A 14180-nucleotide genomic window follows, 5' to 3' on the forward strand; every position below is an offset into this window, starting at 1 on the left:
ACAGTCAGAATACAGAGAGCAACAACCAGAAGCTCAGAAGACGTTTTTGGAACAGAAAACATGCCATACCTCGAAAATAGACCAGAGTGAACTGACGCTATTATCGGTACAGAAGATGAAGGAAACATTAAGAAACGTCGGAAGGATAAGAACCTGTGTCACAAATTTAGGGCAGCGATGCCTTTTGTCATAAAAAAAGCATCGCCGGAAGATAGTATCAGTGCGCGCTGAACCAGCTGACCAGCATGAAGGCCAGTAACGTCATGGCCAGGGAACCGGCAAGATTGAGCGCCATATTAAGCAGAGCGGCACCAAAACGGCCATCCTGTAACATGTACACGACTTCCAGTGAGAAGGTGGAGAAGGTGGTTAAACCGCCGCAAAAACCGGTGGTGATCAGCAGTTTCCACACCGGATCAATATGAGTCAGACGGGTGAAAAGGGCGATACACAGACCAATAATAAAAGCGCCGACCAGATTCACCGTCAGTGTACCCACGGGCAGAACCGGGCTCATCCCGTTCATTTTGAGGCTGACATACCAGCGAACCACGCTGCCAATACCACCGCCAATAAAGACTGCAAGTAAGGTGCTAAACATAGTAATGCCTTAAAAAAGCAGATGAATTCAGAAAGGGCCGGGCGCTAAGTTTACCTCGCGTCCTGAGGCTTGTGTAGCCACTATACAGAAACAGTATGTAACCAGGAAAATGCCATGCTAATCAGAGAAGGTGTTGTTTCAGACGCGCAGATTCTGGCTCAATTGCTGGGCGATTTGGATTATCCCAACACGCCGGAAGCCATAGCAGAACGTGTGGTAAAAATGGCGACGAACCCGGACAGTTGTCTGCTGGTCGCTGAGGCAGACGGCAAAGCGGTGGGATTTATCTCGTTGCACTATATCCCGCAAATCGCCCTGGCCGGAGAATTCTGCCGTATCAGCTATTTATGCGTCAGTGATCAGTGTCGTGGCGGCGGTATCGGCCAGAAATTGCTCGATGAAGCAGAGCGTCTGGCGGCGGAGCGCGGCTGTGACCGTATGGAAGTTCACAGCCATACCCGCCGCGTGCGCGCCCACCAGTTCTATGCGCGGGCGCAGTACGAAGAGTCGCCGAAGTATTTGCTAAAAAAACGGTAAATCATCAGGCACCCATTGCCAGAACCAAAGCATCGGCAATTAAATCAACCTGTTCGGGTTTCACCTGACTGGTACTGATACGGATAAACTGCCCCGGCCCGATGCGGCTGCGCTCGCCGGGCAGAACGGCAATGCCCCGCGCAGCCATTGTGACCAGTGCGAACTGCTCCGATGGCACCGGGATCCACATCGCCAGCCCGTCGCGTTCGGGAATGTTAATCCCGCGTATGCGTAAGGCATCGGACATGGCTTTACGGCGCTGTGCATACACACTTTTGGCGTGCGAAATACCTTCCTGCGTTTTCGGATCTTTAATCAGCCAGGCCAGTGCTTCCTGTAAAATTCGGCTTGACCAGCCGGCACCAAAGTTACGGAATGATTTGATTTGTTTGATTAAATCTTTCGATCCTGAAATAACAGCCAGCCGCAAATCCGGCCCGTAAGCTTTGGAATAGGAGCGGACATGCACCGTCCGGTCAGGCAGGCGACTGCCCATACTGAGCGGCGGATGACAGGACAATTGCCCGATGCCGTCATCTTCAATGATCAGCGTATTGCTCTGGCTGAGAATTTCCGCCAGCGCAGCATAACGTTCCGCATTGATGGCGTGACCGCAATGTGAGTGCGTACGGGGCTGATAAATAAACGCGGAAGGATTTTTCAGCAGCGCCTGAGCCAGGGATTCCGGCAGCGGGCCGAATTCATCACATTTCACGGCAATGACCTGCGCGCCCAGATTGTCCAGCATATCCAGCAAACGGGTAGCGGTCGGATCTTCGATAGCCACCACGGAACCCTGCATCAGCAAGGTTTGCAACGTCAGGTTCATCCCGTCAAAACCCCCATCCGCAGACATAAACGCCGGCGCGTCATAAGGCCAGTCGTGTTTAGCCGCTTCAAGCAAAGACGGCGCGATGGCCTCACGCTGATAACTGTTGAGATTATCAGCGCCAACGCCGTGTTGCATGGCTTCGAGCAGGTTTGGCAGCAGTTCAGGATCCGGCGAAGACAGCGCCAGATCCGCAATGATATGTTCGCCAAAATTGCCGATTTTCTCGAACCGCGCCGGTCTCGGCGACAGCATGTCCCCGCACACCCAGACGCCGTTACGCCCGCGACCGGCGATCACTTTTTGTCTGCGGAGTTGCCCCCAGGCGGCGGATACCGTGGCCGGACTGACCCCCAGCGCCTGTGCCAGTTCGCGGACGGCGGGCAGGTGCGTTCCGATTTCAATCACGCCGGAGCGGATCATCGCCGCGGTTTCAATTGCAATGCCCCGCATGGAACGATCCTGTAATTGCGTCGCTAACCATTGTGCATCCAGCGTTTTTTCGAAGGGGTTTTCTGCCATTTTCTCGCCTTTTGTTCAGTAACAAAGAATCTATTGTACATATTAATTTATGCCATTAGTATCAAACTTAGCCAGAGGAGGCGATAAAATAATCACATTACGATGAAGATGGTCTCCTTCGTAAAAGAATTTGGTGTGTTTGCCGGAAGGTTTGTAAACGCACAGTTGTTTTTCTGCATATCAACCATGCTGACACTTAAGGGGACAGATGTGACGATTACCATCAGGCTGGCAGTTCGTGACTGGGATTATTTTACGCCGCTGGCGTTGGGCGACCTCAAACCGGAAGGCTTTAATCTTGAAATCGATCGCGTGGGTACGCTGGTCGATAATCTGGGCAGCAGCGATAAATACGATGCGGGCGAAGTCTCTTTCAGCCGCTACGCACAAGGGCGCGCGCGGGGCGAATCTGATTTGCTGGCAATACCGCATTTCCTGATGCGTGGTTTCCGCCAGCGTTGCATTATCACCCGCGAAGACAGCCCGCTGACCGAACTTTCTCAGTTGGCAGGCAAACGTATCGGACTGACCGGCTGGCAGGATTCCGGCAATACCTGGACCCGCACGTTGCTGGCGCTGGAAGGCGTGGGCATTGAAGATGCGAACTGGTATGTCGGTCGTCTGACCGAAGCGCATCCGGTTGTGGATCGTCTGGCAGGTTTCGGTCGTGAGGGCCGTATTGAAGCGGTGCCGCAAGAGCGCCCGATGATGGAGTTGTTGCAGGAAGGCTGGCTGGACGCGATTTTCACGCCCTTCATGCCTGACGGTTTCTTCAAGCCTGACTCCGGTTTCCGTCAGTTCCAGCCGGATTTCCGTGCCGCCGAACTGGCCTATTTTAATCGCGTCGGTTACATCCCTGGCATTCACCTGCTGGCGATCAAACCTGCACTGGCCGAAGAACACCCGTGGTTACCACAGGCACTGAGCGAAATTATCGACCGTTCTTATCAGGTCTGGATGGATAAGCGTGCTAAATATGCCGATACCACACCGTGGTTGCTGGACGATTTACGTCGTACGGTCATCGATTTACCCGCGAACTGGAATGCAAACGGTTACGCGGCCAACGAGAAAATGATCGATGATTTTGCTCATGAATTACATGCGCAGGGGCTGACGGCTAAGCGCCTGACACCGCAGGAGTTGTTCCCGCAATTTGCTAATACTATCTAACCACTTGCCTGAATTCTCAGGCGACAGGGGAGTAAAGATGAAAGTTGCATTAGGTCAGTTTGCCGTTTCCCGCGAATGGGAAGCGAACGTCGAAACTTGTCTTGCGCTGATGGCGAAATCGCTGGAAGCGGGCGCGGATTTACTGGTATTGCCGGAAGGCATTCTGGCGCGCGACATCACCGATCCGGATCTGGTTTTGAAAGCGGCTCAACCTCTGGATGGCCCGTTTGTCAGCCAGCTGGTCGCCGCCAGCCGTGGCAATCAGATGACCACTATGATGAGCGTGCACACGCCCGCACCGGATGGTCGCGCCTATAACGTGCTGATTTCCATCCGTAATGGCGAAATTATCTCTGAATACCAGAAGCTGCATCTTTATGATGCCTTTTCTTCACAGGAATCGAAAAACGTTACGGCTGGCGATGAAGTGCCGCCGCTGGTCAACGTCGCCGGTTTTAACATCGGCCTGATGACCTGTTATGACGTGCGTTTCCCGGAACTGGCGCGGCGTCTGGTGCTGGATGGCGCAGACGTGCTGGTTCTGCCTGCCGCGTGGGTGAAAGGCCCGCTGAAAGAAATGCATTGGGAAGTGCTTGTCACGGCGCGCGCACTGGAAAACACCACTTATATGGTGGCAGTGGGCGAGTGTGGCGAGCGTAATATCGGCAACAGTATGGTGGTCGATCCGCTGGGTGTGGCCATTGCCCGCGCAGCAGAAGCCCCGGCGCTGGTGTTTGCCGAACTGGATAAAGATCGTTTGGCACATGCCCGCAAGGTGTTACCGGTGCTGGCAAACCGCCGCTTTGGTTTACCGCAATTGCGTCAGGACTGATTTCGCTGCCGGATCTCAACGGCGGCCACTGATTTCATGCAGTACCGCGCCCTCACCAGGGAATGCGTTTGTTTTATAAATAAAAGGCTAAAGCTGTTTTTAATAGCCATAGAAAAAACCATAGAAAAAGCTTCGAAAAGAAGCATCCGGAATCCCGCCACGGAAGGCACTCACTATAAATACACAACATTCATAAACTCACAGACCGACTTTTTCGACAGAGGAAATAAGAGAATGATGGCAAAAAAATTACGTCAGGCTGCTGTTCTGACTGCTGCATTACTTTCCGTATCTTCCATGAATGCCCTGGCTGCTGAAAATGTGACCATCCCGACGCAGACGATGGATCCGGCGATCCACGCTAAATTACCTGCGGATATTCAAAAGTCAGGCGTGATGACGTCGGTGAACAACGGGTCATTCCCTCCGTATGAAATCGTCACCGGCGCAAACGGTCTGGACGGTGCAAGCGCCGATCTGGCACACGCGCTGGCCGAAGTGTTAGGTGTGAAAATTGAACATGCTTCCGTGAGCGGTTTATCTGGCATCCTCAGCGGTATGGCGGCTGGTCGTTACCAGATGGGCATCGGCCCGATTGGTGATTATCCGGATCGTCAGGCGAAAAATGATTTCATCGATTTTGTGAAAGAATACGTGGTGTTCGGCGTACGCAAAGGTAATCCGGAAAAGATCACTTCTCTCGATGATACCTGCGGTAAACGCATCGCTGTCATGGCGGGCGGGTCTGCTGAACAGGTTATCCGCAAGCAATCGGATGTGTGTGTGAAAGACGGTAAACCGGCAGTCACGGTGCAATCTTTCAGCGATCAGCCGACGTCAATTCTGGCTGTGCGCTCAAACCGTTCCGACGCGTTCTTCTCTTCTCAGGCACCGCTGACCTATTTCGTGGAAAAAGCCAACGGCCAGCTTGAGCTGACCGGCACCGGTAAATCCAACGGATTTGGCGATATCTTCCAGGGCACCGTGGTGGCAAAAGACTCCCCAGTGCGTGATGCGATCCTTGCCGGTTATCAGAAATTGTTCGATAACGGCACTTACGCCATCATCATGAAAAAATGGGGGCTGGAAGGCAATATGATCCCGGCACCGGGCATCAACCTGGCAAAGGCGCAGGCTAAATGACTGATAAAACGTATAGTTCAACGCCGGCTGTCAAGGACGACTATACGCAGGATCCACGACGTAACGTTGAGTTTTCCCATGCACCGCAAAATTACGGTCGCTGGATTGCCTGGATAGTGGTGCTGCTGATTGCCGCGGATGTTCTCTGGGCTGTCTCTCACAATCCCAATTTCGAATGGCATGTGGTGGCGCAGTGGTTTACGGAAGGTTCAGTCATCAAAGGCCTGGGCGTGACGCTTGGCCTTACCGTAGTCTCAATGGTGCTCGGTGTTTTCATCGGCCTGATGCTGGCGATTGCCCGATTGTCCGACAGCATGCTGCTGCGAAGATTGGCAGGGTTGTACATCTGGTTCTTCCGCGGTACGCCGCTGCTGGTGCAATTGCTGTTCTGGTACAACATGTCGACGCTGTTCCCTCGGGTGGTGCTCGGTATCCCGTTTGGTCCGCAATATTTGAGCTGGAATACCAATGATCTGATCACGCCGCTGACGGCAGCGATTGCCGGTCTGGCGCTGAACGAAGCGGCGTATATGGCGGAAATCATCCGCGCCGGTTTGTTATCGGTGGATAACGGTCAGGCGGAAACTGCGCAGGCGTTCGGCATGAGCCGTGGTCGCGCGCTGCGCAGGATCATCATTCCGCAGGCGATGCGTTCGATTATCCCTCCGACCGGTAATCAGCTGATCAGCATGATTAAAGCGACGTCGCTGGTCAGCGTTATTGCTATGGGCGACCTGCTGTATTCGGTGCAAACCATTTATAACCGCACCTTTGAAGTGGTACCGATGCTGATGGTGGCGGTGATCTGGTATCTGTTTATCACGTCATTACTCAATCTCGGACAGTCGGCGATAGAACGCTATTATTCCCGGGGTACGCGCCGGACGTTGCCTAATGCGAAGCGACGTCAGGGTAATGCGGAAGAAAAAACCGCGCCGATCATTAACTCGCCGGGTCTGGCCCGAAAGGAGGACTTATGAGTCAACTATTATCCGACGCACAGTCATCCGAACCGGCATCACTGGTGACAGCCCGTAACGTGCATAAAAGTTACGGCGATAATGAAGTGCTGAAAGGCATTGATCTGGATGTGAAACCCAGCGAAGTGGTGGTGATCCTCGGGCCGTCAGGCTCAGGTAAATCGACATTCCTGCGCTGTATTAATCATCTGGAAGATATCGATCGCGGCTCTATTATGGTGGGCGGTGAGCAAATCGGTTATGAGCTGCGCGGCGATCGTTTGCATAAATTGCCTGAACGGGCGATTGCGCGCCAGCGCCGGGATATCGGCATGGTGTTTCAGCAATTCAATCTTTATCCGCACATGACCGTACTGCAAAACATTATTGAAGCCCCGGTCGGCGTGCATAAAGAAAGCCGTCAGGACGCAGAGAAATATGCCCGTGAGTTGCTGCAAAAGGTCGGACTGAGCGATAAGGCCGATGCGTATCCGCGCCATCTTTCCGGCGGACAACAACAGCGCGTCGCGATTGCCCGTGCGCTGGCAGTGAAACCTAAACTGATGTTGTTTGATGAACCGACTTCAGCGCTTGACCCTGAACTGGTGGGCGAGGTGCTTGCGACTATGCGCGATCTGGCGCAGCAGGGGCTGACCATGATTGTGGTCACCCATGAAATCGGTTTTGCGAAAGAAGCAGCGGACCGAGTGGTGTTTATGGATCGCGGAGTGGTGGTTGAGCAGGGCGCGGCAGATGAGGTGCTGGTGAATCCTCAGCATCCTCGCACGCAGGCATTCCTGAGCCGCTTCATCTGATAACGGCGGGCAGAACACGGGAAAGCGATAGTTTTACTCTGCTATTTCAACCCGGTTCCGCCCGTTTTTCTTCGCCTCAAACATCGCATGGTCGGGCGGGCTAATCGGGCGTGTAAAACGGGTCGAAATCAAAGACGAAGTGGTTTTGCTGTAAATAAAGACAGAATTACTTTATGAGCAGGCTATTCACGCTCATAATACCTCACTATGGTCATAATGCGAACAGTTCTGGATCCGTTCTGTTACATTTTCGGGTTGTATTAACGTCGCGAATGGCCGTTAATAGCGACAAATTGTCACTGCTGTTTTCCAGCACTCAGTGTAAAGAAGGTATGTATGGAAGGTCTAAGTATTACTAAATTGTTGGTGGTCGGCGTGCTGATCGTTCTGTTGTTCGGTACCAGCAAACTGCGTTCTCTGGGCGGCGACCTGGGTGCAGCACTGCGTGGCTTCAAGAAAGCCATGAATGATGATCCGGCTCCGGCAGCTGCTGAAAAAACAGCAGAAGCTAAACCGGCTGAGCGCGTAGAGCACAAAGACTGAGTCTGACTCAATCACGTTTTCCGGGCATGAAAAAAGGTTGTTCTCACGAACAACCTTTTTTGTTTTCGGCGATAAGAAGTAACAAAATATTAAACGCAGTGCCGGAGCACCACGTAAGACTTTATTTAACTTCTAAGCCTTTGGCTTGCAGATCGGCGTGATAAGAAGAACGCACGAACGGACCGCAGGCTGCATGGGTGAAGCCCATTTCCATCGCCGCTTCTTTCATCTGGTCAAACTCTTCCGGGCTCACGTAACGTTGTACCGGCAAATGGTGACGGCTTGGCTGTAAATACTGGCCGAGCGTCAGCATGGTCACACCGTGGCGACGCAGGTCGCGCATCACTTCGATGATTTCTTCGTTGGTTTCACCCAGACCGACCATCAGACCAGATTTGGTAGGGATTTCCGGATGCGCTTCTTTAAAGCGTTGCAGCAAGGTCAGTGACCATTCGTAATTCGCGCCAGGACGAACCTGGCGGTAAACGCGTGGCACGTTTTCCAGATTGTGATTAAACACATCCGGCGGGCTGGCGTTAAGAATGTCCAGTGCGCGATCCATACGGCCACGGAAATCCGGTACCAGCGTTTCGATTTTGATGGTCGGGTTTTTCGCGCGGATTGCCGTAATACAATCAGCAAAGTGCTGAGCACCGCCGTCGCGCAGATCATCACGGTCAACAGAGGTGATAACCACATAACGCAGACCCATATCCGAGATGGTTTGCGCCAGTTTTTCTGGCTCATTGGTGTCTGGTGCGGTCGGACGACCATGTGCCACGTCGCAGAACGGGCAGCGACGGGTACAAATAGCGCCCAGGATCATGAAGGTCGCGGTGCCGTGGTTGAAGCATTCGGAAAGGTTAGGACAAGCCGCTTCTTCACAGACAGAATGCAGGCCGTTCTTGCGCAGCGCTGATTTAATGCCCTGAATTTTCGTTGAGTCGGCAGGTAATTTGATTTTCATCCATGCCGGCTTACGTAACATTTCCTGCCGGTCACTGACCACGGTTTTTACCGGGATTAACGCCATCTTGTCTGCATCGCGGTATTTGACGCCGCGTTCCATCTGAATCGGTTTACTCATAATCTCGCAGCTTCCAGGTTTGTCACTCGTTACCCGAGTTTTTTCAGGACATTCAATGAACTGGCTGATTCATCAAAAAAAGTAGAAATAATGCGGAAATTATATCATTGAAGCATCCCTGCGTTCAGCCCTTCGTCATGGCCTGAAGTGCTAAATGCTGCAATTATTTAACCTTAAACAAGAATAATTCTCGAAAAACCAACCCTGTAATGATTCCAGTGGATTGAAAATATTAGCTTTTTCCACAAACACCCCCAGCCGGAGAGAGAGTGTTAATGGTGTGTAAATATTTTTTCGCAGCAGGTTTTATGACGCAGTTTTGAATCGATGAAAATCATTCCGCTGAAGAGGAATAGTGTTCAATCTGCCACGGCAGATAATCAACCTGCTGATAATCAAGGCGATGGTTAAAGGATTTCACCAGAACAGGCATGACCTGATCGACTGTTAAACCCGGCTTTTCCAGACTGGCCTGAGTCATTTCGAGACCAGCATATCCGCAGGGATTGATCCGGTGGAACGGCTCCAGATCCATATCAATATTCAGCGCCAGACCGTGTAACGAACAGCCTTTGCGAATGCGCAGACCAAGCGAACAAATCTTCTTGCCATCGACATAGACACCCGGCGCGTCGGCACGCGGATAAGCGTCGATAGAGAAATGCGCCAGCGTATCCACCACCGTTTGTTCGATAGCTGTGACCAGCTGACGGACGCCGAGCTTTTTGCGCTTGAGATCCACCATCACGTACATCACCTGCTGACCGGGACCGTGATACGTCACCTGACCGCCGCGATCACTCTGGATAACCGGAATATCGCCGGGCATCAGAACATGTTCAGCTTTGCCTGCCTGACCCTGCGTAAAGACACGCGGATGCTGAACCAGCCAGATCTCGTCAAGCGAGTCAGCGTTACGGTGTTCAGTGAAGTGGTGCATGGCCAGAGAAACGGGCTCATAAGGCTGAAGGCCAAGCTGGCGCAGTACGATACGTTCTTGCGGGTTATGTGGTTGCACGGCAGTTATCGTCAGTCAGGGAAGGGGAGAACGCGCGACAGTATTGTGGCTCCCGCGCGTATCGGTCAGAAAGGGCTTACAGCACCATGCGGACAATTTCGATATTGCCCAGCTCATCGTACAGGGTCTCGACCTGATCGATGTGGGTGGCAGTGATCGTAATAGAAACGGAGTGATAATTCCCTTTACTGCTCGGTTTTACCTGAGGATTGTAGTCACCAGGCGCATGGCGTTGCACGACTTCCACAACCTGGTCCACCAGCTCGGGTTGTGCCAGGCCCATTACTTTGTAAGTAAAGGGACAAGGGAATTCGAGCAGTTCGTTCAGTTTGGTTTTCATGTGCACTCCAGCGTGTTGTACAGCGTATTAAGTTTTGTCTCTGAAAGTATAACTCCCGCCGTAGCGGGAGCCATAATCTATACCGGTTATATGGGGATTGTTGCAAACTTTTTCAAGCAGCCACTTAACCGAACCAGTGGTGGAACATCAATTTGATGTAATCCACGATGCGACCAAAGAAGCCGCCTTCTTTCACTTCGTTCATCACCACCAGAGGGCGCTCATCAATGGTTTTACCATCAAGCTGGAAGTTGATTGAGCCAACCACCTGATTTTTCTGCAACGGCGCGTGCAGTTCAGGAGTGTTCAGCACGTAGCTGGCTTTCAGGTCTTTCATACGGCCACGCGGGATGGTCAGGTATGCATCTTTCTCGACACCCAGCGCCACACGGTCGGTATCGCCAAACCAGACTGGCTCAGAGGCAAACTCTTTCCCGGCTTTCAGCGGAGAAACCGTTTCGAAGAAGCGGAAGCCCCAGGTCAGCAGCTTTTTACTTTCAACTTCACGACCTTTGTAGGTGTGACCGCCCATGACGGCAGAGATCAGACGCATCTGGCCTTCAGTTGCAGAAGCCACCAGGTTGTAACCTGCTGAATCGGTGTGACCGGTTTTAATGCCGTCAACATTCAGACTGTTATCCCACAGCAAACCGTTACGGTTCATCTGGCGGATATTGTTGAAGGTGAATTCTTTCTCTTTATAGGTGGCGTATTCTTCCGGCACATCACGGATCAGCGCCTGACCAATCAGCGCCATATCACGGGCGGAGCTGTACTGACCGGCGGCATCAAGACCATGAACGGTACCGAAATGGGTATTTTTCAGACCCAGCGCGTTCACGTAGTTGTTCATGATGGCGACGAAAGCGTCCTGGCTGCCGGCGACATGGTCGGCCATCGCCACACAGGCGTCGTTACCTGATTGCAGGATAATCCCGCGGTTCAGTTCAGAAACTGGCACGCGATCGCCTGGTTTTAAGAACATCAGGGAAGAGCCTTTGAACACCGGATTGCCGGTTGCCCAGGCGTCCTGACCGACGGTCACGATATCAGTTGGGGAGATTTTGCCGGCTTTGATGGACTGACCAATCACATAACTGGTCATCATTTTTGTCAGGCTGGCAGGGTCGCGGCGTGCGTCGGCATTCATTTCTGCCAGAACTTTACCGGAGTTGTAGTCGATCAGGACATAGGCTTCAGCATCAATTTGCGGAACGCCAGGGATCATTGTTTTTAAATTAACATCGTCGGCATAGGCGGACGCTGCACTTAAAGTGATTACGGTGCCAAATGCGAGGCTTTTGACTAAACGTGAAGTATTTACAAGTTTCATGATCGGGACAACAACATCCGTGGGAGTAAGTGATAAACGTGCGCCACTATAGCAGAAGAGTCATAAGTCAGACATCTTCGATTACCGGCGCTTACTGATTTTTACTTATAAGACAGAGCCCTTATAAGACAGAGCACTGATAAATACGGGGCCGCAGCCCCGTATTTCTAAATTACATGCTGGCAGTGACGAAAGACTGCTGCTGAGCTTCGCTGGCCAGGCGCTGTTTCAGCTGTTCGGCCTGCTGGCGGGTGCTGAACGGACCAAGCTGCACGCGATAGGTGCTGCCGTTGGCCTGGACTTTACCGGGTACAGAGAAACGCTGGCTGAGGCTTTTTTGCCACAGTTGCGCATTCTGAGGATTACTCAGTGCGCCAACCTGCACCATAAATCCCGAGGAAGGAACGGCAGTGGTATGCGCAGGCGCTGCGGAGGCCGCAGTTGCTGCTACCGGCGCGGCACTGGCGACAGCAACCGGTGCTGCCACCGGTTCGCTGCCTTCTAACACTCCCTGACGCAGAGGTGTTGGCGCACTCAGAAATCCGCCGCCGCTGCTGTTACCGGACATCGTGGTCGCTGCTGGTGCAGAGGCTACGGCGGCGTTGTTATCTTCGTCATTGGTTAATGGCGCAGCATTCGGATTACTCAGGGTGCTGTTGCTGATCGGACGCACATCTGACGTATCGACCGGTTGAGCGCTCAGCGTTGGCGTGCCCATGCTGCTGGCACCTAAACTTGGACGTGACGGCAGGGCGTAAGATTGTTTAGCGACAGTCGTACCAATCGTACCCGGTCCGGACAATGTGCCGTCTTGTGCCACATTAATGAAATCAATACGGACTTTAGTGCTGTTGGTCAGATTCAGGCGATCTGCGGCCGCCTGTGACAGGTCAATGATTTTGCCCGGCACATAAGGACCACGGTCGTTAACACGCACAACCAGCATACGGCCTGTTGCCATGTTGGTGACGCGAACATAACTTGGGATCGGCAGTGTCGGGTGCGCGGCGGTCATGGCACTCGGGTCGAATTCTTCACCTATTGCCGTGGTATTGCCGCCATTTTCCTGACCGTACCAGGCAGCCTGACCGACCTGAGAGAAGTTAGACGGGTCTTTGATGATCTTATAGGTTTTACCGTTGACGGTATAATCCTGCATCGTGCCCTGATTATAAGGTTCGTAACGCGGATCAGCCCCGCCGATTTCCACCACAGGGCCGTTATAGGCTTGTTGCGGTGCCGGTTGTTGTTGCTGGGTATCTTCAGTGGCGCAACCACTTAACAGCAAACCGATAATGACAGCTCCAAGCCACTCCTTACGCATTGCTCACCTCTATAAATTTTTTGACAACATTTTTCGATGAGTATGTATCGACATGACGATACCAAACCCTGCCATTAGCACGATGAGTGCTGACCCGCCATAGCTGACCAGAGGCAAAGGTACCCCAACTACCGGGACAATACCACTGACCATGCCGATGTTAACAAAGACATAAACGAACAGAATCAGCATCAGTCCGCCGGACATGACACGCCCGAAAGTTGTTTGCGCATTGGCGGCGATCACCAGACCACGCATGATCAGGCACAGGTACAGCCCCAGCAGCACCAGCACGCCAATCAGGCCCAGTTCTTCGGCCAGTACGGCAAAGATAAAGTCGGTGTGTCGTTCCGGCAGGAATTCCAGCTGTGACTGCGTACCGTGCAGCCAGCCTTTACCGGATAGTCCGCCCGAACCGATAGCAATTTTCGACTGAATAATATGATAGCCGGCTCCCAGCGGATCGCTTTCCGGATCGAGGAGCATCATCACGCGGTCGCGCTGATAATCGTGCATCAGGAAGAACCACAAAATCGGGATAAACGCGGCAACCAGAATGGCGGCGACGGCGATCAGTTTCCAGCTCATACCGGAAAGAAACAGCACAAACAGACCTGAGGCGGCAATCAGAATCGAGGTGCCGAGATCGGGCTGCGCGGCCACCAGCAGAGTAGGGATGAAGATCAGCGCCAGTGCGATAGCGGTATTTTTCAGTGACGGCGGACAGACGTCGCGGTTAATAAAGCGCGCGACCATTAGCGGCACGGCGATCTTCGCCAGTTCCGAGGGCTGGAATTTGATAATCCCCAGATCCAGCCAGCGCTGTGCACCTTTACTGATACTGCCGAACGCATCTACCAGCACTAACAGGAAGACGCAGAAGATATAAAGATAGGGCGCCCAGCTTTCATAAACGCGCGGCGGGATTTGCGCCATGACCAGCATGATCACCAGACCCATCAGGATCTGGCCGATTTTACGTTCCATCATGCCCATGTCCTGACCGCTGGCGCTCCACATGACAAACGCACTGTACGTCAGCAGCGCGAGTATGATCAGCAACATCGTCAGGTCGATATGCATTTTCGACCACAATGATCTTTTCTGTTGGTTCTCAGTCATTG

At 52.7% G+C, this 14180-nt stretch carries 15 protein-coding genes; 7 read left to right on the plus strand and 8 right to left on the minus strand.

Features of this window, described 5'->3' with window-relative positions; all coding sequences use genetic code 11:
• Positions 1-217: 217 nt before the first annotated feature.
• Entirely contained in the window at positions 218-601 is a 384-nt protein-coding gene (crcB, locus tag UC15_RS06215) for a fluoride efflux transporter CrcB (RefSeq protein WP_112287619.1), read from the minus strand.
• Positions 602-715: 114 nt separating this feature from the next.
• Here crcB and UC15_RS06220 point away from each other — a divergent pair, with 114 nt between their 5' ends.
• Entirely contained in the window at positions 716-1138 is a 423-nt protein-coding gene (locus UC15_RS06220; protein WP_112287620.1) for a GNAT family N-acetyltransferase, read from the plus strand.
• Positions 1139-1142: 4 nt separating this feature from the next.
• Here the strand turns inward: UC15_RS06220 and UC15_RS06225 are convergent, their stop codons facing one another.
• Complete coding sequence (locus tag UC15_RS06225; RefSeq protein WP_112287621.1) at positions 1143-2489, minus strand: aminotransferase class I/II-fold pyridoxal phosphate-dependent enzyme; 1347 nt, start codon at positions 2487-2489, stop codon at positions 1143-1145.
• Between the two features lie 210 nt (positions 2490-2699).
• Between UC15_RS06225 and UC15_RS06230 the strand changes: the two genes are divergently transcribed.
• From UC15_RS06230 to tatA, 6 genes are all read left to right on the plus strand, one after another.
• A complete protein-coding gene (locus UC15_RS06230) occupies positions 2700-3662 on the plus strand; it encodes a nitrate ABC transporter substrate-binding protein (RefSeq protein ID WP_112287666.1) in 963 nt (320 codons plus the stop codon).
• 37 nt (positions 3663-3699) lie between these two features.
• Entirely contained in the window at positions 3700-4494 is a 795-nt protein-coding gene (locus tag UC15_RS06235) for a deaminated glutathione amidase (protein ID WP_112287622.1), read from the plus strand.
• 234 nt (positions 4495-4728) lie between these two features.
• Positions 4729-5637, plus strand: coding sequence for an ABC transporter substrate-binding protein (locus tag UC15_RS06240; protein ID WP_112287623.1), 909 nt, complete (start codon positions 4729-4731; stop codon positions 5635-5637).
• Positions 5634-6617: an amino acid ABC transporter permease gene (locus UC15_RS06245; protein ID WP_112287624.1), complete on the plus strand. Its 984-nt coding sequence runs from the start codon at positions 5634-5636 to the stop codon at positions 6615-6617. Before UC15_RS06240 ends, UC15_RS06245 begins: the two co-directional genes overlap by 4 nt.
• Positions 6614-7411, plus strand: coding sequence for an amino acid ABC transporter ATP-binding protein (locus UC15_RS06250; protein ID WP_112287625.1), 798 nt, complete (start codon positions 6614-6616; stop codon positions 7409-7411). The genes UC15_RS06245 and UC15_RS06250 overlap by 4 nt, the downstream gene beginning before the upstream one ends.
• 336 nt (positions 7412-7747) lie before the next feature.
• The gene (tatA, locus tag UC15_RS06255) at positions 7748-7954 is read left to right on the plus strand and encodes a Sec-independent protein translocase subunit TatA (protein WP_112287626.1); all 207 of its coding nucleotides are present in this window, start codon (positions 7748-7750) and stop codon (positions 7952-7954) included.
• Between the two features lie 121 nt (positions 7955-8075).
• Here tatA and lipA read toward each other — a convergent pair whose 3' ends face one another.
• The 6 genes from lipA to mrdB all read right to left on the minus strand — a co-directional run bounded on the left by lipA (position 8076) and on the right by mrdB (position 14178).
• The gene (lipA, locus tag UC15_RS06260; RefSeq protein WP_095921145.1) at positions 8076-9041 is read right to left on the minus strand and encodes a lipoyl synthase; all 966 of its coding nucleotides are present in this window, start codon (positions 9039-9041) and stop codon (positions 8076-8078) included.
• 334 nt (positions 9042-9375) lie between these two features.
• Positions 9376-10059: a lipoyl(octanoyl) transferase LipB gene (lipB, locus tag UC15_RS06265; RefSeq protein ID WP_112287627.1), complete on the minus strand. Its 684-nt coding sequence runs from the start codon at positions 10057-10059 to the stop codon at positions 9376-9378.
• A gap of 76 nt (positions 10060-10135) precedes the next feature.
• A complete protein-coding gene (gene ybeD / locus UC15_RS06270) occupies positions 10136-10399 on the minus strand; it encodes a DUF493 family protein YbeD (protein ID WP_013576500.1) in 264 nt (87 codons plus the stop codon).
• Positions 10400-10523: 124 nt separating this feature from the next.
• Positions 10524-11732, minus strand: coding sequence for a D-alanyl-D-alanine carboxypeptidase DacA (gene dacA, locus UC15_RS06275; RefSeq protein WP_112287628.1), 1209 nt, complete (start codon positions 11730-11732; stop codon positions 10524-10526).
• Positions 11733-11904: 172 nt separating this feature from the next.
• A complete protein-coding gene (rlpA, locus tag UC15_RS06280) occupies positions 11905-13056 on the minus strand; it encodes an endolytic peptidoglycan transglycosylase RlpA (protein WP_112287629.1) in 1152 nt (383 codons plus the stop codon).
• 9 nt (positions 13057-13065) lie between these two features.
• A complete protein-coding gene (gene mrdB, locus UC15_RS06285; RefSeq protein WP_112287630.1) occupies positions 13066-14178 on the minus strand; it encodes a peptidoglycan glycosyltransferase MrdB in 1113 nt (370 codons plus the stop codon).
• Positions 14179-14180 lie beyond the last annotated feature (2 nt).

This window comes from Rahnella sp. AN3-3W3, from assembly GCF_003263545.1.
GTDB lineage: Bacteria > Pseudomonadota > Gammaproteobacteria > Enterobacterales > Enterobacteriaceae > Rahnella > Rahnella variigena.